Annotated in this window: 20 protein-coding genes; 11 read left to right on the forward strand and 9 right to left on the reverse strand. The window is 64.1% G+C overall.

Features of this window, described 5'->3' with window-relative positions; genetic code table 11:
• Nucleotide 1 precedes the first annotated feature (1 nt).
• From dcd to C556_RS0106375, 4 genes are all read left to right on the forward strand, one after another.
• Nucleotides 2-577: a dCTP deaminase gene (gene dcd, locus C556_RS0106360; RefSeq protein ID WP_018747402.1), complete on the forward strand. Its 576-nt coding sequence runs from the start codon at nt 2-4 to the stop codon at nt 575-577.
• A 153-nt stretch (nt 578-730) separates the two neighbouring features.
• A complete protein-coding gene (gene mgrA / locus C556_RS0106365) occupies nt 731-1,774 on the forward strand; it encodes an L-glyceraldehyde 3-phosphate reductase (RefSeq protein WP_018747403.1) in 1,044 nt (347 codons plus the stop codon).
• A 76-nt stretch (nt 1,775-1,850) separates the two neighbouring features.
• The gene (gene cysS, locus C556_RS0106370; RefSeq protein ID WP_018747404.1) at nt 1,851-3,230 is read left to right on the forward strand and encodes a cysteine--tRNA ligase; all 1,380 of its coding nucleotides are present in this window, start codon (nt 1,851-1,853) and stop codon (nt 3,228-3,230) included.
• Between the two features lie 253 nt (nt 3,231-3,483).
• A complete protein-coding gene (locus C556_RS0106375; protein WP_018747405.1) occupies nt 3,484-5,832 on the forward strand; it encodes a serine/threonine protein kinase in 2,349 nt (782 codons plus the stop codon).
• 25 nt (nt 5,833-5,857) lie between these two features.
• Here the strand turns inward: C556_RS0106375 and C556_RS0106380 are convergent, their stop codons facing one another.
• Both C556_RS0106380 and C556_RS0106390 read right to left on the reverse strand, forming a co-directional pair.
• Nucleotides 5,858-6,070 (reverse strand): DUF2061 domain-containing protein, encoded by a 213-nt coding sequence (locus C556_RS0106380; RefSeq protein WP_018747406.1) that lies wholly within the window; start codon nt 6,068-6,070, stop codon nt 5,858-5,860.
• A gap of 230 nt (nt 6,071-6,300) precedes the next feature.
• Nucleotides 6,301-6,672 (reverse strand): DUF423 domain-containing protein, encoded by a 372-nt coding sequence (locus C556_RS0106390; protein ID WP_018747408.1) that lies wholly within the window; start codon nt 6,670-6,672, stop codon nt 6,301-6,303.
• Between the two features lie 149 nt (nt 6,673-6,821).
• On the opposite strand from C556_RS0106390, the gene C556_RS0106395 reads away from it, so the two are divergent.
• The 3 genes from C556_RS0106395 (at nt 6,822) to C556_RS19620 (ending at nt 8,037) form a co-directional block, all read left to right on the forward strand.
• Nucleotides 6,822-7,001, forward strand: coding sequence for a hypothetical protein (locus C556_RS0106395; protein ID WP_018747409.1), 180 nt, complete (start codon nt 6,822-6,824; stop codon nt 6,999-7,001).
• 48 nt (nt 7,002-7,049) lie between these two features.
• Entirely contained in the window at nt 7,050-7,490 is a 441-nt protein-coding gene (locus C556_RS0106400) for a hypothetical protein (protein WP_018747410.1), read from the forward strand.
• Between the two features lie 112 nt (nt 7,491-7,602).
• Nucleotides 7,603-8,037 carry an NUDIX hydrolase gene (locus C556_RS19620; protein ID WP_018747411.1) on the forward strand — a complete coding sequence of 145 codons (435 nt, stop codon included), beginning with the start codon at nt 7,603-7,605 and terminating at the stop codon, nt 8,035-8,037.
• Here C556_RS19620 and C556_RS0106410 read toward each other — a convergent pair.
• The 4 genes from C556_RS0106410 to C556_RS24065 form a co-directional block, all read right to left on the reverse strand.
• Complete coding sequence (locus C556_RS0106410; protein WP_018747412.1) at nt 8,006-8,803, reverse strand: SDR family NAD(P)-dependent oxidoreductase; 798 nt, start codon at nt 8,801-8,803, stop codon at nt 8,006-8,008. The two genes, C556_RS19620 and C556_RS0106410, sit on opposite strands and share 32 nt — an antisense overlap.
• A gap of 81 nt (nt 8,804-8,884) precedes the next feature.
• Entirely contained in the window at nt 8,885-9,262 is a 378-nt protein-coding gene (locus tag C556_RS0106415; protein WP_018747413.1) for a YciI family protein, read from the reverse strand.
• Nucleotides 9,263-9,268: 6 nt separating this feature from the next.
• Nucleotides 9,269-10,531 carry an RNA polymerase sigma factor gene (locus C556_RS0106420; RefSeq protein ID WP_018747414.1) on the reverse strand — a complete coding sequence of 421 codons (1,263 nt, stop codon included), beginning with the start codon at nt 10,529-10,531 and terminating at the stop codon, nt 9,269-9,271.
• A gap of 131 nt (nt 10,532-10,662) precedes the next feature.
• Nucleotides 10,663-10,797, reverse strand: a complete 135-nt coding sequence (locus tag C556_RS24065) for a hypothetical protein (RefSeq protein WP_018747415.1) — start codon at nt 10,795-10,797, stop codon at nt 10,663-10,665.
• 236 nt (nt 10,798-11,033) lie between these two features.
• Between C556_RS24065 and C556_RS0106430 the strand changes: the two genes are divergently transcribed.
• Nucleotides 11,034-11,492: a GNAT family N-acetyltransferase gene (locus C556_RS0106430; RefSeq protein WP_018747416.1), complete on the forward strand. Its 459-nt coding sequence runs from the start codon at nt 11,034-11,036 to the stop codon at nt 11,490-11,492.
• Between the two features lie 77 nt (nt 11,493-11,569).
• On the opposite strand, the gene C556_RS22835 is transcribed toward C556_RS0106430, so the two are convergent.
• Complete coding sequence (locus C556_RS22835) at nt 11,570-13,783, reverse strand: beta-1,3-glucanase family protein (RefSeq protein ID WP_169338600.1); 2,214 nt, start codon at nt 13,781-13,783, stop codon at nt 11,570-11,572.
• A 254-nt stretch (nt 13,784-14,037) separates the two neighbouring features.
• Here C556_RS22835 and C556_RS0106440 point away from each other — a divergent pair, with 254 nt between their 5' ends.
• Both C556_RS0106440 and C556_RS0106445 read left to right on the forward strand, forming a co-directional pair.
• Nucleotides 14,038-15,855: a choice-of-anchor I family protein gene (locus C556_RS0106440; RefSeq protein ID WP_018747418.1), complete on the forward strand. Its 1,818-nt coding sequence runs from the start codon at nt 14,038-14,040 to the stop codon at nt 15,853-15,855.
• A gap of 395 nt (nt 15,856-16,250) precedes the next feature.
• Entirely contained in the window at nt 16,251-17,018 is a 768-nt protein-coding gene (locus C556_RS0106445; RefSeq protein WP_018747419.1) for a class I SAM-dependent methyltransferase, read from the forward strand.
• 396 nt (nt 17,019-17,414) lie between these two features.
• Here the strand turns inward: C556_RS0106445 and C556_RS22840 are convergent, their stop codons facing one another.
• Nucleotides 17,415-17,855, reverse strand: coding sequence for a hypothetical protein (locus tag C556_RS22840; RefSeq protein ID WP_157235966.1), 441 nt, complete (start codon nt 17,853-17,855; stop codon nt 17,415-17,417).
• Nucleotides 17,856-18,863: 1,008 nt separating this feature from the next.
• Nucleotides 18,864-19,541 (reverse strand): hypothetical protein, encoded by a 678-nt coding sequence (locus tag C556_RS23595; protein WP_211214684.1) that lies wholly within the window; start codon nt 19,539-19,541, stop codon nt 18,864-18,866.
• A gap of 330 nt (nt 19,542-19,871) precedes the next feature.
• On the opposite strand from C556_RS23595, the gene adhE reads away from it, so the two are divergent.
• Entirely contained in the window at nt 19,872-22,544 is a 2,673-nt protein-coding gene (adhE, locus tag C556_RS0106455; RefSeq protein WP_018747421.1) for a bifunctional acetaldehyde-CoA/alcohol dehydrogenase, read from the forward strand.
• The last annotated feature ends 41 nt before the right edge of the window (nt 22,545-22,585 follow it).

Genomic DNA, 22,585 nt, shown 5'->3' on the forward strand with positions numbered 1-22,585 from the left:
GATGAGTATCAAGAGCGATCGCTGGATTCGCCGCATGGCCGAACAAAACGGGATGATCGAGCCCTTCGTGCCCGGTCAGGTGAAGGAAGTGAACGGCCAGCGCATCGTGTCCTACGGCACGTCGAGCTACGGCTACGACATCCGCTGCGCCGACGAATTCAAGGTGTTCACCAACCTGAACAGCACCATCGTCGACCCGAAGAACTTCGACGAGAACAGCTTCGTCGACGTCTCGGGCAAGGGCTACTGCATCATCCCGCCCAATTCGTTCGCGCTGGCGCGCACCGTCGAGTACTTCCGCATTCCGCGCAACGTGCTGACGGTGTGCCTGGGCAAATCCACCTACGCGCGCTGCGGCATCATCGTCAACGTCACCCCGTTCGAGCCGGAGTGGGAAGGCTACGTGACGCTGGAGTTCTCCAACACCACGCCGCTGCCCGCCAAGATCTACGCCAACGAGGGCGTGGCCCAGGTGCTGTTCTTCGAGGCGGACGACGACGACATCTGCGAAACCAGCTACCGCGACCGCGGCGGCAAGTATCAGGGCCAGATCGGCGTCACCCTGCCCAAGACCTGAGCGGCGTTGGGGCGGATCGCCCCAGGGCCAGCGAATCGAACCGGCGCCTGCGCCGGTTTTTTCATGCCCGCAATAGGCCGTTTCATGACTGGGCACGCACGGCGATCCGGCGCAGGCTATCGTGATCCTTATCGCTGACCCGGAGCCCCGCCCATGACCTACCAAGCCGCCGCCGACCGCTATTCCGCCATGACCTACCGCCGCTGCGGCAACAGCGGCCTGCAGTTGCCGCTGCTGTCGCTGGGGCTGTGGCACAACTTCGGCGACGCGGTGCCGCTCGATCGCCAGCGCGCCATGCTGCGCACCGCCTTCGACCTCGGCATCACCCACTTCGACCTCGCCAACAACTACGGCCCGCCCTACGGCGCGGCGGAAGTCAATTTCGGCCGGCTGTTCCGCGAGGACTTCAAGCCTTACCGCGACGAGCTGATCATCTCGACCAAGGCCGGCTGGGACATGTGGCCCGGCCCCTACGGCCAGGGCGGCGGCAGCCGCAAGTACGTGCTGGCCAGCCTGGACCAGAGCCTGCAACGCATGGGGCTGGACTACGTCGACATCTTCTATTCGCACCGCTTCGACGTCGACACGCCGCTGGAGGAAACCGCCAGCGCGCTGGCGACCGCGGTGCAGCAGGGCAAGGCGCTGTATGTCGGCATCTCGTCGTATTCGCCGGGCAAGACCCGCGAGATGATCGCGCTGCTGGCGCAATGGAAGGTGCCGCTGCTGATCCACCAGCCGTCCTACAACATGCTCAACCGCTGGATCGAGCACGAACTGCTGGGCACGCTGAGCGAGGCCGGCGTCGGCTGCATCGCCTTCACCGCGCTGGCGCAGGGGCTGCTGTCGGACAAATACCTGAACGGCATTCCCGCTGGCGCGCGCGTCAACCAGCCGGGCGGCGGCTCGCTCCAGGCCGGTCACCTCAGCGAGGAAAACCTGGCCCACGTGCGGGCGTTGAACGAGATCGCCCGCCGCCGCGGCCAGAGTCTGGCGCAGATGGCGCTGGCCTGGGTGCTGCGCCATCCGGCGGTGACCACCACGCTGATCGGCGCCAGCACGCCCGAGCAGATCCGCGAGAACGTCGGCGCGCTGGCCAACCTGTCGTTCAGCGCGGCCGAGCTGGCCGAGATCGACCGCTACGCGGTGGACGGCGGCATCAACCTGTGGGAAAAGCCCTCGACCGACCAACATATCTGAGCCCCATGCGCGGAGCGCGGCGTGGCGCGCGCTCCGCCTGCTAGAATGGCCGCTTTTCCGTCCTGCACCACCCGCCATGCTCAATCTCTACAACACGCTCTCGCGCGAGAAGGAAGTCTTCCGGCCCATCGTTCCGGGCAAGGTGAACATGTATGTCTGCGGCATGACCGTCTACGACTACTGTCACCTGGGGCACGCGCGGGTGATGGTGGTGTTCGACATGGTGGCGCGCTGGCTGCGCGCGTCCGGCTACGCCGTCGATTACGTGCGCAACATCACCGACATCGACGACAAGATCATCAAGCGCGCGCTGGAGAACGGCGAATCGATCAACGCGCTGACCCAGCGCTTCATCGACGCCATGAACGAGGATGCCGACGCCCTCGGCGTGCTGCGGCCCGATCACGAGCCGCGCGCCACCGAATTCGTCGGCGCCATGCACCAGATGATCGGGCGACTGATCGACAACGGCCTGGCGTACAGCGCGCCCAACGGCGACGTCTACTACGCGGTGCGCAAGTTCGACGGCTACGGCAAGCTGTCCGGCAAATCGCTGGACGACCTGCGCGCCGGCGAGCGGGTGGATGTGGACCCGAACAAGCAGGATCCGCTGGACTTCGTACTGTGGAAGGCCGCCAAGGCCGACGAGCCGGCCGACGCCAAGTGGGATTCGCCGTGGGGCGCCGGTCGCCCGGGCTGGCATATCGAGTGCTCGGCGATGAGCTGCCATCACCTGGGCGCGCACTTCGACATCCACGGTGGCGGCGCCGACCTGCAATTCCCGCACCACGAGAACGAGATCGCGCAGAGCGAGGGCGCCAGCGGCCAGCGCTACGTCAATTACTGGATGCACAACGGCTTCATCCGCGTCGACAACGAAAAGATGTCCAAGAGCCTGGGCAACTTCTTCACCATCCGTGAGGTGCTGAAGAAGTACGACGCCGAAGTGGTGCGCTTCTTCATCCTGCGCGCGCACTACCGCAGCCCGCTCAACTACAGCGACATGCACCTGGACGACGCCCGCAACGCGCTGACCCGGCTGTACACCGCGCTGAAGGCCGTGCCGGCCGACGCGGTGACGCTGGATTGGCAAAGCCCCTACGCCGCGCGCTTCAAAGCGGCGATGGACGACGACTTCAACACCACCGAGGCCGTGGCCGTGTTGTTCGACCTGGCGCACGAGGCCAACCGGCAGCAATCGCCGGCGCTGGCGGGCGAGCTGAAGGCATTGGCCGGTGTGCTGGGCCTGCTGGGGCGCGAGCCGCAGGCATTCCTGCAAGCCGAAGTGGGTGAGGGCGAATGGAGCGCCGAGCGCATCGAGGCCGCCATCGCCGCCCGCAAGGCCGCCCGCGCCGCCAAGAACTGGGCCGAGTCGGACCGCATCCGCGACGAACTGGCCGCCGCCGGCGTGGTGCTGGAAGACGGCGCGCAAGGCACCGGCTGGCGCCGCGGCTGAGTCGGACCCTTGCCGGGAACAGGGCGCCGCTGGCGCCCTTTTTCATGGCTGGACATCCAAGCTGTTTTGCTTGTTTGCTGTCCGCTATCGACAGCTTTCATGACGGTCGGGGTTGGCTCACGCGCTGGGCCGACTTTGGCCTGATTCGTCGTCAAGCCAAGCAGTGGCGCTGCCTGCACGCCGTCGCCGCGCGTCCGGATTTCCCGATCCGCCCACGAATATGCTGCAAGGTTTTCCCTGTGTTGTGGCTATCATGAGCAGCAAAGGGGGCACCATGGCCGCATCACTACAAAAGCGCTTCGAGATCATCCGCACCCTGGGGCAGGGCGCGCAGGGCAAGGTCTATCTGGCGCAGGACGCCAGGCTGGGGCGCCAGGTGGCGCTGAAGGCGCTGCCTTCCGGCGGCACCGCCGCGATGGACGAGGCGCGGCTGGCCAGCCGCTTGCAGCATCCCAATATCGTGACGCTGTTCGACGTGTTCGAGGCCCAGGGCCAGACCTGGCTGGTGTTCGAATACGTCGAGGGCGAAACCGCCGCCGCGTTGCTCAAGCGCGAAGGCCCGCTGTCGCCGGTGCGTGCGGCGGAACTGCTGACCGGCGTGCTGGAAGGGCTGGCCTACGCCCATGCCCAGGGCGTGGTCCACCGCGACATCAAGCCGCAGAACCTGATGCTCGACCGCACGGGCTGGCCGCGCATCATGGATTTCGGCATTGCCCTGCCGCGCGGCGCGGCGGCCGACCTGTCGGGCTCCGCGCGCTACATGGCGCCCGAAACGTTGCGCAATCTGCCGGTCGAAACCCAGGTCGACCTGTTCGGCGCCGGCATGACGCTGTACGAGCTGCTCACCGGGCAGACCGCCGCCGACGGCGAATCGGTCATGGCCATCCTGCACCACATCGCCCACCGCGCGTTCGCGCCGCCGTCGCGGCTACGGCCCGACATCGACGAAAAGCTGGATCACCTGGTGATGGTGGCGTTGTTCAAGGACCCGCGCGAGCGCTATGCCGATGCCGGTGCCATGCTCGACGCGTTGCGCGCCTGGCAGGGCGCCGATCCGCCGGTGGCCGACGACGCGGAGGCGAGCGGGCGGGCCACGCTGGAGTTCCTGCTGCGCCGCATGCGCCACACCGCGGATTTTCCTGCGCTGTCGCAGGCGATCAGCGCCATCAACAAGATCAGCGGCGACGACACCGAACGCCTGCAGGTGCTGTCCGAAGTGATCCTCAAGGACTTCTCGCTGACCAACAAGCTGCTGCGCATCGTCAACTCGGCCAGCTACAGCCAGTTCGGCGGCACCATCAGCACCGTGTCGCGCGCCATCGTGATCCTGGGCTTCGACGCCATCCGCAACCTGGCGATCACGCTGCTGCTGTTCGAGCACATGCACAACCGCGCCCAGGCGGTGAGCCTGCGCGAAAGCGTGCTGCGCGCGTTTTTCTCCGGCCTGCTGTGCCGGGGCGTCGGCAAGCGCATCGGCACCCGCGACGCCGAGGAGGCGCTGATCTGCGGCATGTTCCATCACCTGGGCAAGCTGCTCACGCTGTACTACTTCCACGAGGAAAGCGTGGAGATCGCCAAGCGGGTGGAGGGTGGCATGGCGCACGACGCCGCGGTGCGCCAGGTGCTGGGGCTGGACTACAGCGAATTGGGCATCGGTGTGGCGCAGCACTGGAGCTTCCCCGAGCGCATCGTCAACAGCATGCGCCCCTTGCCGCCGGGTGCGTTGCGCGAGCCGCAGACCAATCTGGAGCGGCTGCGGCAGTACACCAACCTGGGCGCGGAAATGCAGCAACTGGTGGGCTGCGGCGCCAAGGAAGCCGGGCGGCTGCGCGCCGCGCTGCTCGACCGCTACGGCCGCCCGCTGGGCATCGTCTCTCGCGACATCGACGAGCTGTTGAGCGAAACCGCCGATCAATTCATCGCCTACCTGGGGGTGATCGGCGTCGATCACGGCGGCAGCGAATTCATGCGCCAGTTGCGGCGCGTCTATGGCGGCCACGCGGCGGGCGGCGGCGATGCCTTCGAGGACACGCTGGAGCGCGCCACGCTGGAAACCGCGGTCGAGGCCGGCGAGCAGGCGCAGCCGACCGCCGTGCTGTCCGCCGGCGTGCAGGACATCACCAACACGCTGGTGGGCGAGTTCAAGTTGAACGACCTGCTGCGGATGATCCTGGAAACCATGTATCGCGGCATCGGCTTCGAGCGGGTGGTGTTCGCCACCCGCGACCCCAAGCGCTCGGTGATCCAGGGGCGTTTCGGTTTTGGCGAAGGCATCGCCGGAATGGTGGATGGCTTCCAGATCGAGGTCGGCCCGGTGGTCGACGTGTTCCAGGTGGCGCTGGCGCGCAACGCCGACATCCTGATCGAGGACATCCACGCCGAGAGCATCCGCGACCGCATCCCCGCCTGGTATCCGCGCTGGGTACCGGCCTGCACCTTCATCGTGTTCCCGCTCAAGCTCGACCAACGGGTGATCGGCTGTTTCTACGGCGACATGCGCGAAGCCGGCAGCCTGAAGATCGCCAACAACGAGCTGAATCTGCTGAAAACCCTGCGCAACCAGGCGCTGCTGGCGATCCGCACCAAGCAGGCGGGCGGTTGAGGCGGGAATGCCGCCGGCTTTGCGGTCAGGCAGCGACGGTTTGGGGCTGTGGCTGGCGCCGCGCCTTGATGCCGTGCCACACCTTGTCGTGGAAGTGGTGCGCGACCACCATGCACAACGGTTCCACCAGGGCCACCAGACCGCCGGCCGCGATGCTGCCGGTCATGGCGTAGGTGACGCTGAAGCCCACCACCAGGTGCAGGGCGACACCGCTGCTGACTTCGCATGCCTTGACCATGATGGACTCCTTGTTGACCGGGTTGATTTCGTTGAGTACGGCTAGCAAAACCTTTCTGGCGGCGTCGCTCGGGGGCGCCGAGCCTCACTTGCCGTACGTCTTGTACTGTCTGCGTTTCGCGCTTCTTGCCAGAACCGCTGCGCTGGCTTTTGCTAGCCGTCTGAAGCGGATGATAATGATTCCCATCTAATAACGAAAATTGATTGTTCCCATCGCGGCGATAGGCAACGTCAACGCGCCATCGCCCGCCATGCCAGCAACGCCCAGGCGGCCAGGAACGCGGTGCCACCCAGCGGCGTGATCGCCCCGAGCACGCGCACGCCGGTCAGCGCCAGCAGATACAGGCTGCCGCTGAACAACACGATGCCGGCCAGCATCAGCCCGCCGCTCCAGGCCAGCAGGCGCCCGGGCAGGCGCGGCAGCAGCAGGGCGACCACGAACAGCCCCAGCGCGTGCACCATCTGATAGGTGACCGCCGTGTGCCAGATCGCCAGCATCGGCTCGCTCAGCACCGCCTTCAGCCCATGGGCGCCGAAGGCGCCGGCGGCCACGGCGATAAAGAGGTTGATGGCGGCTGCGGCGACCAGTTGTCTGTCGTTCATGGCGTGGCTTCCTACAGGGCAAAGCGGGAAATTCTACGGTGAATGTCTGCGACCCACCTACTGCCGGGCGCGCCGCGCGCCGACTGCCGCCCATGCCGGGCCGATCGTATCGTTGGGCCGTACTTCCCGGATCGTGCAAGGAGCGGACCATGGCTTACCCTTACGAACTCGACTACGACGAACGCCTGCGCCACGGCGCCTCCGAATGGCTGGAACCCGAGAACTGGGACAGCGAGGACGACGACTACGACCCGCTGCCCGGGCAACTGGTCCACCACCTGGAGCGGCCGCACCACGACGCGCCGCTGCACTGGAACAGCGAACGCTGAGCGGCCCGTTGCCGGGTGGCGGCGGGGCAGGCGGACACAGGAGCGGCGATGACCCCGATCGAGCAGTTCTTCGCCCACTACGAGCGCGGCGCCAACACCTTCGATCCCGAGCTGATCTGCGCCGAGTTCACCGAGGTGTTCCTCGGCGCCGATCCCAACGGCGTGGTCTGCCTGCGCAACGACCAGGCGTTCCGCGACGCCATTCCGCTGCGACAGGCTTTCTTCCGCGACATCGGCTTTCGCTCGGCCAAGGTGCTGGATATCGCCGAAACGCCGCTCGATGCGCGCTACACGCTGGCCAAGGTGCATTGGCGCATGGTGTTCGCGCCGCAGGGCGCGCCGCGCGAGTTCGAGTTCTACATCAGCTATGTGCTGTTCGACCCCGGCAGCGGCCCCAAGGTGGTGTTCTATATCTCGCACGAGGACGAACAGCAGGTGATGCGCGACGGCGGGCTGATCCCGCCGCTGGAGGCCAAGGACGGCGCTTGAAGCCGCATGGCTGCCTGCCGCGCTTGGCCTGTCGATCTGCGGCGCGGACCGACGCGGGCGGCGACGGCCGCTTGGGCGATAATCGCCGCTTTGTTCCGCCGCCACCCGCCTCATGCCCGCCATCGAAGTCGTCACCCTCGCCACGCTGCGTCACGGCCGCCTGCTTACCGTGCGCAAGCGCGGCACCACCCGCTTCATGCTGCCGGGCGGCAAGCCCGAACCGGGCGAGAGCCCGCTGCAAAGCCTGATCCGCGAACTGGACGAGGAACTCGGTTGCGCGCCGGACCCGGCGCAGTTGCAAATGCTGGGCTGCTTCAGCGCGGCGGCCGCCAACGAACCGGGGCACATCGTCCGCGCCACCGTCTACCTCGGCCCGTTGACGGGCGAGCCGCGGCGCCGGGCCGAGATCGACGAGCTGGCGTGGATCGACCCCGCCGCGCCGCATCTGCCGCTGGCGCCATTGCTGCAACAGGCGGTGCTGCCGGCGCTGCTGCGCCGGCTGGCCGAAGCGCCGCTCAGTCCAGGATCGATCCCCCGTTCAGATTGACGATGGCCCCGGTCATGGCGGCGGCCGCATCCGACGCCAGGAACACCGCGGTCTGCGCCAGCTGATCCAGGGTCGGCAGGCGTTGCAGCGGCGTGCCGCGCGCCGCGCCGGCCATCAGTTCCGCCACGTCGATGCCCAATGCCTGGGCGCTGCGCTCGAAAATCCGCCGGCTGTGCGAGCCGTGCGTCATCGCCTCGGGAATGGCGTGGGAGCGGATGCAGACGGCGCGCACCCCGGCGCCGCCCAGCTCGCCGGCCAGATGGCGCGTGAGCGCCTCGACGCCGGCGCAGGCGACGCAATGGCCCAGGTAGCCCGGCCCGGTCATGCGGCTGGCCGGCGTGGTCAGCGCCAGCACGACGCCGCTGCCCTGCGGCATCATCTGGCGCGCCGCCGCCTTGGCGATCAGGAAATGGCTGCGGATGTAGGTGTCCACCGGCAGCGCGAAATCCGCCAGCGTCAGCGACGACAGCGGTTCGCCCTGGATATGGTCGACGCCGATGGCGTTGACGGCGATGTCCAGATGCCCCGCTTGCCGGGCGATCTCGGCGCAGTGCTCGGTCAGCGCGCGCTCATCGAGCGCATCCACCTGGGCGATCTCCGCCCGGCCGCCCTTGCCGATGATGCTGTCGGCCACCGCGCCCAGCCTGCCCGGGGTGCGCCCGGCGAGGAATACCCGTGCGCCGGCCGCGGCGTAGGCGCGGGCAATGGCGCCGCCCAGCGCGCCGCCGCCGCCATAGACGACGGCATTCTTGTCTTGCAATGTCATGGAAGTGCTCCTGGTGTGACCCGCTCGCGGCGGGGGTGACACAAGGACGCGGGCGCCGGCCGCTTTCCGACAGTGCGCCGTTCATTCCCCGCCGGACGGCACGGGGCGGGCGAGTTGCCCCGGCAGGAACAGCGAGATCGGCACGATCTCGAAGACGCCGCCCTCGAAGGCCAATCCTTGCGCCACGGCGCGCGCCGCCGCCACGCTGTCGCAATCGACCACGTACAGGCCCAGCAGTTGTTCCTTGGTCTCGGCATAGGGGCCGTCCAGCACGAAATCGTCGTCGCCGCGCCAGACCGATGCCTGGCCGGGCGCCAGCCGCAGCGCCGGACCGAGGCGCCCTTCGGCCTGCAATGCCTGGCGCACTTCGGCATGGCGCTGCTGCAAGGCGGCTTCGGTGACGTCGTCCCAGCCGGCGATGGCTTCTTCGGAGCCGTGGATCAGGATGGCGTAGAGCATGGTCGGTCAGTCTCGGGTGGGCGAAGTGGAAGTGGCCAGATGCGCAATCTGGCGCTGGATATGGCGGGCTTCGGCCGGGGTGCGGGCCAGCGCCAACGCCTGCGCGAAGGCGGCGCTGGCTTCGTCGTGCCGCGCCAGTCGCGCCAGCAGTGCGCCACGCACGCCGTGGAAATGGAAGTAGCCGGCCAGGCGCGTGTCGAGCGGCGCGATCAGCGCCAGCGCCGATGCGGCGCCGTGCAGCTTTTCGACCGCGACCGCGCGGTTGAGCGTGACCACTGGCGATGGGCGCACGGCCTCCAGTGCGGCATAGCAACGGTCGATGGCGGCCCAGTCGGTGTCCGCCGCGCTTGCTGCGCGGGCATGGACGGCGGCGATTTCGGCCTGCAAGCGATACGGCCCGGGCGGTGCCGCGCCAGTCTGCGCCCGGGCCAGTGCGGCCAGCCCGGCATTGATGGCGGCCCGGTCCCACGCGCTGCGATCCTGGTCTTCCAGCAACACCACTTCGCCTTGCGCATCGATCCGGGCGGCGTGGCGCGCGTGTTGCAGCTGGAGCAGGGCCAGCAGGCCCAGGGTTTCGTCGTGCGCGGGAAACAGGTCGGTCAGCAGTTGCGCCAGGCGGATCGCTTCTTCGCACAGCGACGTGCGCAGCATCCGCTCGCCGCCGCTGGCGGCGTAGCCTTCGTTGAACAGCAGGTAGATGGTGGCGGATACGGCGCTCAGGCGCGCTTCGCGTGCGGCGGCATCCGGCGTTTCGAACGGCAGACCCAGCGCGGCGATGCGTTGCCGGGCGCGCACGATGCGCTGTTCCACAGTGCGCTCGGCGATCAGGAAGGCGCTGGCGATCTGCGCCAGCGTCAGCCCGGACACCACGCGCAGCGCGAGGGCGATGCGCGACGGGGCGGGCAGGGCGGGGTGACAGGCGATGAACAGCAGGTGCAGCACCTCGTCACCGTAACGCGCACGGTCCAGGTGATCGAGGGATTCGGCCGTGTCGCTCGGCTGGTCCGGTGGGGCGGTTTCGTCGGTCAGCGGCGTTTCGCGCGCTTCGCGGCGCACCCGGTCCAGCGCTGCGTTGCGCGCCACCAGGATCAGCCACGCCAGCGGATCGCGCGGCACGCCGTCGCCGGGCCAGCGTTGCAGCGCGCGCAGGCACGCTTCCTGGAAGGCGTCCTCGGCCCGCTCCAGGTCGTGGAAGTAACGCAGCAATGCCGCCAGCGCCCTGGGACGGGCGGCGACGAGCAGCGGGGCGATCTGGCTGGAGTCGGTCATGCGGCGGGGCCGGCGTGGGAATACCGGCACGGTAGCCGATGGCGGGAGTGCGTTGGGCCCGGGCGGCGCAACGGTGGGTAAAGTACAACAGCAAAACGCCCCGCGGTGGCGGGGCGTTCAAGGGGCGGGGTTCATTCCCAGACTTGCAGGGTGAACCAGTCCACCGCTTGCGCGTCGTCGCTGTTTTCCAGGACGACGGTTTCTTCGGTTGCGCAGGCGTCGTGTTGCGCCGTGTCGTGTTGAACCAGCGGGTCGAGATCGGCCATGGCATTGCTCCAGTGGGGAACGATCCCAATGTATTGGTGCGACGCAGCACGGCGCATCGGCGGTTTCCCCAATCGCGCGTAGGACAAAACGCAACCGCAGCATATCCCCGCCGTGGCCGGCCACTTGCCCGGGCAATACAATGCACGCTCGATTCGAGGAGCACACAGGCATGTTTTTTCTGAGCTGACCGGACCCCCACCATCCATCATCAATCCGTGTCGAGAAAATCAATCGAATGAAGGTCATCAACCTACGAAAACAACCCGAATACACCGAACGGGCGATCGGTTATTTCCAGAGCAAATGGGCCTCAGAGGCCAACAAGCCCATGTACGACGACAGCATCCGTCGCAGCGTGGTGGCCAGTAATCCGCTGCCGGTGTGGTATCTGCTGGAGGACGAAGGGGAGATCATCGGCTGCGCCGGTCTGATCACCAACGACTTCATCAGCTGCGGCGACCTGTGGCCCTGGCTGTGCGCGCTGTATATCGAAGAAGACCATCGCGGCCGCGAACTGGGACAGTTGCTGCTGACTCAGGCCAAGCGCGACGCGGCGGGGATGGGTTTTCCCAAGCTCTACCTGTGCACCGACCACGTCGGGTATTACGAGCGCTACGGCTTTGCCCGCATCTGCACCGGCTATCACCCTTGGGGTGAAACCTCCAGCGTGTTCGAGGCGGATACCGCCGATTAGGCGGTCCGGCCTTCACAGCCATGGGCGACAAAGGCGGCAGAATGCTCTGCCGCCTTTTTCATTTACGCCAGGGCGCGTTACCAGCCCACGGTGACGATCAGCCCCTTGGGCGACGGGTGCTCCAGCAGGCTGCTGTGGCCGCGCACGTCGTCGTAGCAGAAGCCATACGACAATCCGTCGATGCTGTGGTCGTGCCAGAACTTGGAGAAGTAGTTCGCCGGCGCTTGCAGATAGTAATACGCCGAGTTGCTCCAGTTGGCCGGATCCACCGTCAGCAGCAGGTGACGGTTGAAGGCGGCGGTGATCTGCGCCTGCACCACTTTCTCCTCGGCGCTGCCGGCGGCCAGGTTGCCCGAGCCCTCCATGATGTCCTGGGTGACGGGCTTGCCGCGGATGTACAGGTTTTGCGGCCCGCCGTTCTTGGAGAACACGAAGTCGTTGCCGATCACCCGGCCGCGGAAGGTGCCGGCCTCGGCCGTGAAGACCAGATCGTTGCTGGCGTAGTGGCTCCACACCTGGTTCACGTAGTTGGTGTAGTAGTTGCTGTTGGCGCCGCCGTGGCCGAAGCCGCCCTTGCCGGGCGCCACGATGCGGTACGGACGCTTCACCAGCGATTTGAACTCCGCCGGCACGTCGCGCTCGTAGGCGCTGAACAGCGCTTCGCGGGTTTCGGTCTCGCCCAGCGTGCGGTCATAGCCGTCCAGGCCGATCAGGCGCGTGCGGATCGGGAAGCCGAACTGGTCCACCCGCGTCGAATTGCCGTGGTAGCCGTATTGATCGACGGTGAATTCCACCCATTCGAAATACACGTCCTGATTGGGATCGGTCGGGTTGCCCAGATCCGGCCCGGCGAAGCCCACCAGGCCGTCGGCGGCCAGGTTGATCTTGATGAACATCGGCGAGCCGACGCTGATGAACAGGCGAGCGGAATCGATGCGCGGGATCGACACCCAGTTGGTCTGGCTCATGGTGGAGAAGTAATTGGCGTAGTTCTGGCCGTTCTTGGTCAGATGGCCCGCCGCATCGTTGTCCGCCACCCGCGCCGGCACCAGTTGCCCGCTGCGGTTGACGTAGGACAGCGCGCGGGTGGTCGGGTCGTAGCCGATGATGGCCCAGTAGACCTGCTGGTCGCCGTAGGTGCCGCGCGTGGCGTTCTCCAGCTTGATGGTCATCGCGCCGCTGCCCACCGGCAGATCCGGGTTGGCCGGCGTGGGCGTCGGCGTGACCGGGGGCGGCGTGGGGGTGACGCTGCCGGCGACGAATTCCAGCCAGTTCAGGTTGAAGCCGCCATTGCTGGCGTGGATGCGCAGCACCTGGTTGCCGGCGGGCAGGGTGACGCTGGTCTGCACCGTGACCCAGTTCTGCCAGCCGCCGGTGTTGGGAACGGTCACGCTGGCGAGCACCGCGCCAGCCGCGTTGCGCAGTTGCAGCGCGGCGCCGCTGTTGGGGCTGGCGACGCGCAATTGCAAGGTATAGCTGCGCGCGGTGGCGACGTTGACCCGGTAGTCGAGCCAGTCGCCGGTTTCGATCCAGCCAACATCGAGCCCGCCGCCGCTGTCGGTGGTGGTTTCGGTCTGCACCCCGCTCATGGCGCTCCAGGCTTCGGCCTGGATGCGGCCCGGCACCGCGGCGCCGGCCGGCGTCGGTGTGGCCGTGGGCGTCGGGTTCGGCGTCGGAGTGGGGGTCGGATTCGGTGTCGGGGTGGGCTGGCTGCCGCAACTGCCGCCGGCACGCCACAGCGTCGGCGTCGCCGCCGGATTCCAGTTGGTGCCGACATAGGCGGTATGCGTCACCAGCGCGGTATAGGTGGCGCCGTTGTAGCTGACCACCGTGCCGGCCGCGTAGGTGTTGCCCTCGGCCCAGGCCGCGCAGCTTGCCGGAGCGGACGTCGGTTGCGGTGTCGGCGTGGCGGTCGGCGTGGCGGTCGGCGTGGCGGTCGGCGTCGGATTGGCGCCGCCGACCACGTAGCTGAAGGTGCCGGTGTCGTAGGCGGGGGTGCCGTTGTTGTAGGTGAACGAATAGTCGAGCCGGGTGCCGCTGGCGACGTTCACCTGCTGCTCGTAGCGCGCGTTGCCCGCGCTATAGGCCATGCGCACGTTCTGCGTGGCCCCGCTGTTGACCTGGTAGTGGATGTCCACCCAGGTGGTGGCGACACTGGATTTGAACCAGATCGTCGCCACATTGCCGGCCACGCTCACGCCTTGGCCGTAATCGGCGGCCCGCGCCGCGGGCATCAGCCACAAAAGGCCCGCCAGCAGGCTGGCGAGCCACACTCTCCATCGCATCTTCATTGTTGTCGCTCCATTGAGGGCTTTATCCGGGCTTGGCCCGTGGCGATATGAAAGGGCTTTCATAAATGGGCGTCAATGCGCGCGGCATGAGCGGGCGTTCAGGTGCGACCTGCGGCGGATACGCGGTCAGGGCAGGGCGCCGCGTCGGCCAATTGGGTGCATTCATCGTCACGTCACGATTTCGAAATCAAATCGTAAACGCCTTGTTCCTATGCTGCGGCCCTTTGCGACCCCAACCCACAAGGACAACAACGATGAAGACCTGGATCGCCGCCGGCAGCACCCTGGCGTTCGCCGGCCTGCTGGCCGCCTGCGCCTCCGACGGCAGCACGCCGACGGCACCCACCCCCGTGCCGACCCCGGCGCCCACGCCGACCCCGACCCCGACGCCCGAGGTGACGCCGGATTCGATTTCGCTCAGCCTGCTGGGCCGCTTCAATACCGGCGTGTTCGCGCAGAGCGCCGCCGAGATTCCCGGCTTCGATCCGGCCAGCAAGCGCGCCTTCGTGGTCAATGCCAGGAAAGGCGTGATCGACGTGCTGGATCTGACCGACCCGGCCCAGCCGGTGCACTTCGGCGAGATCAGCGCCCAGACCATTTCCGCGGGGGCCGAGATCAATAGCCTGTCGCTGCACGATGGCATCCTCGCCGTGGCGATCCAGGCGCAGGACAAGACCGCGCCGGGCTACGCCGCCTTCTATCGCGCCAGCGACCTGACACTGCTGGGCCACGTGCAGATCGGCTCGCTGCCGGACATGATCACCTTCACCCCGGACGGCAAGACGGTGCTGGTCGCCAACGAAGCCGAACCCAGCCTGGACTACCAGATCGACCCGCCGGGCTCGGTCAGCGTGATCGACGTGCGCGACCCGGCACACCCGGTGGCGCGCACCGCCGACTTCACCGCCTGGGACGGCAGGGAAGCCGAACTGCGCGCCAGGGGCGTGCGCATCTACGGCCCGAACGCCAAGGCATCGCAGGATCTGGAGCCGGAATACATCGCGGTGTCGGCCGACGGCGCCACCGCCTGGGTCACGCTGCAGGAAAACAATGCGCTGGCCAAGGTGGACATCGCCCAGGCCAAGGTCATCGACATCCTGCCGCTGGGCTACAAGGACCACGGCGTGGCCGGCAACGGCCTGGACGTGAGCGACGCCGACGGCAAGATCGATATCCGCACCTGGCCCGGCGTGCGCGGCCTGTACCTGCCGGACGCGATCGCCGCCTACAGCGCCGGCGGCAAGACCTACCTGGTCACCGCCAACGAGGGCGACAGCCGCGCCTGGTCCTCCGACGAGACCGCGTATTTCGCCGGCGACGCCAGCAAGGGCTTCGTCGAGGAGTTCCGCGTCAAGCATCTGGTGCACAAGGACGGATTCGATCGCCGCAAGAACGAAGACCTGCCGCCGCAACTGCGTGCGCTGGCGGTCGGCGCGACGCTGAATCCCGACGTGTTCGGCTATTGCGGCGCCACGGCCACCAACCCCGGCAACTGCGCCAAGGACGAGCAGCTCGGCCGGCTCAACGTCACCTGGACGCTGGGCTACCAGACCAACGCCGATGGCACGCCCAAGCTGAACGGCGCGGGCAAGCTGGTCTACGACGCGCTGTACAGCTTTGGCGGCCGTTCGATCGCCATCTGGGACGAAAACGGCGCGCTGGTGTGGGAATCGGGCGACCAGATCGAGAAAAAACTGGCCGAACTGAACCCGACCTATTTCAACTCCGACCATGAAACCGCCAAGTTCGACGACCGCAGCGACAATAAGGGCCCGGAACCGGAAGGCGTGGCCCTGGGCCGCATCGGCGACAAGACCTTCGCCTTCATCGGGCTGGAGCGGGTGGGCGGCGTGATGGTCTACGACGTGACCAACCCGGCCGCACCAAGCTACGTCAGTTACCTCAACACCCGCGATTTCACCGCCGACCCGACCACCGCCGCAGCCGGCGACCTCGGCCCGGAAGGACTGGTGTTCGTCTCCGCGGCCAAATCGCCCAACGGCAAGCCGCTGTTGATCGTGGGCAACGAAGTCAGCGGTACCACGGCGATTTATCAGGTGGAACTGCACTAGACGGGGCAACGGCGAGCAAAGCCCTTCCGGGCCGATTGCGCGGAAGGGCCCAGCCCCATCGCGGTCATGTCCGATCGGAACGGGCGGCGCGAAACCCCAGGCCACCGGGCGATTGCCCGGTGGTTTTTGCGCTGATGCGCAACGGCACTGTGAGGACTGGTTTGCCGCAGGTGCTGCCCGGGCAGGCGAGGGGGGAAGGGTGCTCCAGCGGTGACCGCGATGCGTCGCCTCGGCAACGCGCCTTGAATGCGATCGTCAGCAAGCCTCGGCCAACCTGGCGCGCCTCCAGCCATCACTCCTTGGTGGTACATCCCATACCAGGATAACCACCTGCCTTGTACCGGTAGTGGATCGGCGAAAGAATGGGCTTCCCATATCGCCACCCGGAGCCCGCGATGAGCCAGCAGCGCCATGACGACGTCGTCGTCCACCAATATGATCCCAAGGCGAATGCCTATCTCACCAGCGCGGTCCACGCCAGCGGCGAGGATCTGGCGCTGATGGCCGAACGGGTCGCCAGCCGCCCCGATGCCATCGTCCTCGACATGGGCTGTGGCGGCGGCCATGTGTCGTTCCGTCTGGCGCCGGCGGTGGCCAAAGTGGTCGCCTACGACCTGTCCGCGCGCATGCTGGAAACCGTGGCCGCGGAAGCGCAACGCCGCGGGCTCGACAACATCGTGACCAAGCAGGGCGCGGCCGAAGCATTGCCATGCCCGGACGAGGCGTTCGACGTGATCGCCACCCGCTACAGCGCACATCACTGGCGCGACCTGCCCGCCGGCTTGAAGCAGATGCATCGCGCCCTCAAGCCCGGCGGCCTGGGTCTGTTCATGGACGTGGTATCGCCGGGGCAACCATTACTGGACACCTGGTTGCAAAGCCTGGAACTGCTGCGCGACCCATCCCATGTGCGCGACGCCTCGGTGGAAACGTGGCGTCACGAGCTGAACAAGGCCGGCTTCATCGTCGACGAGGTGGTGCCGTTCCGGTTGCGGCTGGAGTTCCGGTCCTGGATCGAACGCATGCAGACCCCGGCCGCCCACACGGCGGCCATCCGCTCCCTGCAAAACATGGCCGCCAGCGAAGTGGTCGAGCACTTCGGCATCGAAGCGGATGGCAGCTTCACGGTGGATACGGCGTTGCTGATTGCTCACAAAGGGTGAGGCACGGATTCGGTAGCACCGGGTGATTCTTCTCATCGCAACAAGCGGAAGCCGGGTTACCGCGCCCAGGGTTGCGCCTAAACCGGTCGCGTGCGCGGTGATGAGGGATATCTGTCGCTGTTATACGCAGCAAGCAACGGTTATTGCGTCGATGGATCAGGCGACGTGCAAACGGATTGTGGCCGAAGGGTGGTTTGATGATTCCGCTGGCCCGGCTGCGATATCTCAGCCGGTGTCGCATGTGCCAATTGGTTAAATAGTGACTATCACATAAATCAGACGAATGGCATGGCATTGCTGCTTCGGCGTAGATGTGGTCCGGGCGTGGCCGTCAGCCACAATGGGTGGTGGATTGCATAACCCCCGTGTGCGGCAGCCCGCAATCGGGCGGCGAATCTATTTGAATGATCCGGATGAAATGGCGATGCAAGCAATCGCTATTAAAGCGTTGGATAAAGAGAAGATAAGATAAATACTCGCCAAAAATATGACTCTTGTGGGTGTTTCTATTTTCAATCCCTTTGCAAGATTGATTATATTTTTGCGAGATATTTGTGTCATGGGGATCAAGCATAGAAAGGTTATGGCTAAGCCTGCGCTAAACGTTGCCGGCAAAACCATCGAGTATTCAATTTCGGCTATATCTTTATTGGCGAAATAAAAAGAAAGTATTGCTCCGGTAATTGCATAGTGGAAGGCATTTATTTTTATAGACATTTCCAAATGAAATCGATATAGCGCCACCTCCATTTCGTACTGCTTCCATAGTGCCTCGACATTTACTCTGGGCGAATTTCTTTGTAAAGGAATTTTTTCTTGAATAAATGTTTTTTTCATATTGATGGTTTCTTTGTTTTTCTGGGCTAGTCAAGGTTTATTTTTTCAAAGCACAGCTTAATTGCTTTTTCTACCTCTCTTTTTATTTCATTGCAAACACGAAGTGCGTTAGTTATTTCGGCTGCCTCTGGAATTTTTTTGTCACGGTATGTCGTATTTCCAACAAAGTTGCAATTTATGATTAACTCCTCAGTTTTGTTGGCAATTCCGGCTTCGTCCAGGCATATCAAATTTGCCCTTGCCGAAATCAATGCCTGCTCGCCCGTTCGAATTTTGTCACAGGCGTCGCTTATAAAGGTAAGATAGGTTTCGAACGAGTAATTTTTGCCCGAGTGTATTATGTTCAAGCACTTCGATGTGTACTGCATATATGCTGAATAATAATCTTCTAGTTTTTTATGTAGGAAAACAGCATTTCGTTCTTTAATTTTTTTAAGTCCTTTTTGGATTCAGTTCTCCTCCCCGTTTTCATGCCTAGCAATGAAAATATGCCTGATATAGTGGCGCCGAGACCAATTTTTATGGCGGTATCAAAAATTTCTACCCATTCCATTTGCTTGCTCATTACCTGAATAAAGATTTAATGTCCGCAGGACTAAATGTAGCGTTCGGGCGGGGGCCGATCAGGCCGCGAAGCGCCCTGAAGCTATAAGCTATAGGGCAGAAACTCTAGAGTTTGCCTCTACCTTTTTGGTTTTAACCTCGGACAACAAAAGATTTGTTTTTAAATTGAATCCAACAATTCCAAGATTTAACGCCCACTGGTACATTCTTCTAAATGTAATTACCATGTTTCGATCGTTGTGCCACTGGGCTAATTGGGGCAAAATTTCTTCTTCATTCCATGGAAACGTATTTGCTAATGACGTTTTGGAGAATTTCCTAATAAATACCACAACAGAAGCAGCAGTGCGCGGAGCATGCTTCTCAAGCGAATAGGATAAATAGCCTTTTACTTTGGCGCAGCAGAGGCTTCAAAAAGCAACTCGTCGGGTTTGTTTGCCTTTTTCATTTCTTGCTTTTTCCGAATCTATGATCGATGGCACTCATGCGCCTGGCGTTATGAAACTGCACTCGCTCCGGAAATGGATTGATATCAGCTCCTGGCACGATATGCGCCCGGATGAGATGAATATTTTCCTCTGTGAGGCTGCGTTCATGTGCTCTGGATTGCTTCAAGTTCAGGATGTGGTTACCAAATCGACGATCAATGCTGTCGACCGCATCAACGAAGACGGCCGATATTCCTGAGGGTTCTGATTTCCCAAGCCGTGAGCGTGGGATATATCGTGCTGCACACCAAGACAGGTAAGCCTTCAGTGCTAACAGGTGCTGATCCCTCGTTCGGCTATTCATTGGTAAGGCCGTTTCAATGCCGACAGCCGCGACGACGTTGGTCGCTTGCCGGCCTGTCGTTAACCAAGCAGCAAAGCCACTGACTAACGACAGGACGTTTTCCAGGCGACCTGCGCTTATGTCCGACTCGACATCAACATGCCTGAACGAGGCATAGTCATAAAATGCTTCGATTGAACGGAGGCAACGTGCTGCTGTGTTATAGGCTTGGTAGCGTAGTTTGAACTGGACGTACAACAGAGGGATTAGCAGTGGGAGTGCTGGCCGAGCCTTGGTGACCAAGAATGGTAGGCGCTGACCTGAAGCGAACTTGCACTGGATAATCGGCATCGTTGCATGTCTTACCAATGTTGAGCTTATGGACAACATTAGACATGGCACCCCCAGTTTTCAGATCTGGTGTGTAGGCCGTCACATGTTGCGCTCGTGAACAAGTTCAACATAGCTCGTCGCTTGACATAATATACATTATCGGAATCAAAATTTGAGTTTTCTCCTATTTCTGCCATAGATCAAATTCTGACTCCTCCCAGGGGCGTATCTTCCAACCTGCGGCTGTCGGGTGGCTGGTGTGGGCAGGCTTGGTTCAGGCGGTTTTCCACACTATCGATCAAGTGATCGTCGACAAGCGACAACCGGAATATATCTAGGAGAACATCGATGACCGTTACCAACATCCAAGAACTCGACGCGCTGGTCGCTCGGGTCAAGAAAGCACAGCAGCTATTTGCCACCTACACGCAGCAGCAAGTCGACGAGATTTTCCGTTGTGCCGCGCTGGCCGCGGCCGATGCGCGTATCCCGCTGGCCAAGATGGCCGCCGGCGAGACCGGCATGGGCGTGATCGAGGACAAGGTGATCAAGAACCACTTTGCCTCCGAGTACATTTACAACAAGTACAAGGACGAGAAGACCTGCGGGATTCTCTCGGTGGACGACAACTTCGGCACGCTGACCATCGCCGAGCCGATCGGCATCATCTGCGGCATCGTGCCGACCACCAACCCGACGTCCACCGCGATCTTCAAGGCGCTGATCTCGCTGAAAACGCGTAACGCCATCATCTTCAGCCCGCACCCGCGTGCCAAGCAGTCCACCTGCGACGCGGCCCGCCTGGTGCTGGAAGCCGCCGTCAAGGCTGGCGCGCCCAAGGACATCATCGGCTGGATCGATGCGCCGTCGGTCGAGCTGTCCAACCACCTGATGCGTCACCCCGACGTCAACCTGATCCTGGCCACCGGCGGCCCGGGCATGGTGCGTGCGGCGTACTCCAGCGGCAAGCCGGCGATCGGCGTCGGCGCGGGCAATACGCCTGTGGTGATCGACGAAACCGCCGACATCAAGCGCGCCGTGGCGTCGATCCTGATGTCCAAGACCTTCGACAACGGCGTGGTCTGCGCCTCTGAGCAGGCGGTGATCATCGTCGACAGCATCTACGACGCGGTGCGCGAACGCTTCAGCAACGCCGGCGGTTATCTGCTGAGCAAGAAGGAAGCGGATGCGGTGCGCAAGGTGATCCTGGTCGATGGCGGCCTGAACGCCAACATCGTCGGCCAGAGCGCGCTGAAGATCGCAGAAATGGCCGGCATCAACGTGCCGCCGTACACCAAGGTGCTGATCGGTGAAGTGACGTCGGTCGGCGAGGAAGAAGCCTTCGCCCACGAAAAGCTGTCGCCGACGCTGGGCATGTACCGCGCGCGCGATTTCTACGATGCGGTAACCAAGGCCGAGGCGCTGGTGGCGCTGGGCGGCATCGGCCATACCTCCGCGCTGTACACCGACCAGGATCTGCAGGCCGAACGCATCCGCTACTTCGGCGACAAGATGAAGACGGCGCGCATCCTGATCAACACCCCCTCCTCCCAAGGCGGTATCGGCGACCTGTACAACTTCGCGCTGGCGCCGTCGCTCACGCTGGGTTGCGGCTCTTGGGGCGGCAACTCGATCTCGGAAAACGTTGGTCCGCAGCACTTGATCAACAAGAAGACCGTGGCCAAGAGGGCAGAAAACATGTTGTGGCACAAACTGCCGAAGAGCATCTACTTCCGCCGTGGATCGCTCGGCTTCGCGCTCGAAGAGCTGGCGGACCGTCAACGCGCCGCCATCGTCACCGACGGCTTCCTGTTCAACGGCGGCTACTGCGACGAAACCATCCGCATCCTCAAGCAGATGGGCATGGAAGTCGAAGTGTTCTATGACGTGTCGGCCGACCCGACGCTGGAAGTGGTGCGCAAGGGCGTCGACCTGCTCAACAGCTTCAAGCCCGACGTGATCATCGCCCTGGGCGGCGGCAGCCCGATGGACGCGGCCAAGATCATGTGGGTGATGTACGAGCACCCGGACGTGCACTTCGAGGAACTGGCGCTGCGCTTCATGGACATCCGCAAGCGCATCTACAAGTTCCCCAAGCTGGGCGTGAAGGCGCAACTGGTGGCGATCCCCACCACCTCGGGCACCGGTTCGGAAGTCACCCCGTTCGCCGTGGTGACCGACGAGAAGACCGGCACCAAGTATCCGATCGCCGACTACGAACTCACGCCGACCATGGCCATCGTCGATCCGAACCTGGTGATGAACATGCCCAAGAGCCTGACGGCCTTCGGCGGCATCGACGCGGTGACCCACGCGCTGGAAGCCTACGTGTCGATCATGGCGAACGAGTACTCGGACGCCCAGGCGTTGCAGGCGTTGAAGTTGCTGAAGGGCTACCTGCCCTCCTCCTACCTCAACGGCGCCAAGGATCCGAAGGCGCGCGAGATGGTGCACAACGCCGCGACCATCGCCGGCATCGCCTTCGCCAACGCCTTCCTCGGCGTGTGCCACTCGATGGCGCACAAGCTGGGCGCCGAGTTCCATCTGGCGCACGGCCTGGCCAACGCGTTGCTGATCTCCAACGTGATCCGCTACAACGCCGTCGACATTCCGACCAAGCAGGCCGCGTTCAGCCAGTACGACCGCCCGATCGCCAAGTGCCGCTATGCCGATATCGCCGAGCACCTCGGCCTGGCCGGCAGCAATGACGACGAGAAGGTCGAAGCGCTGATCGAATGGGTGGACGGCATGAAGACCACGCTGGGCATCCCGGCGTCGATCCAGGCCGCCGGCGTGTCCGAGGCGGATTTCCTGGCCCGCGTCGACGTGATCGCCGAAGAGGCGTTCGACGACCAGTGCACCGGCGCCAACCCGCGCTATCCGCTGATCAGCGAACTGAAGCAGTTGCTGCTCGACAGCTTCTACGGCCGCGCCTACGTCGAAAGCTACGAGCGCACCCAGGTGAAAGCCGTGGTCGAGAAGGCCGAGGCCGCCGCCAAGGCCAAGCTCGCCGCCAAGTAAGCGCTCCCCTGCGGCAAACGGGCCCCGGCAATGCCGGGGCC

Source organism: Chitiniphilus shinanonensis DSM 23277 (genome assembly GCF_000374805.1).
Lineage (GTDB): Bacteria > Pseudomonadota > Gammaproteobacteria > Burkholderiales > Chitinibacteraceae > Chitiniphilus > Chitiniphilus shinanonensis.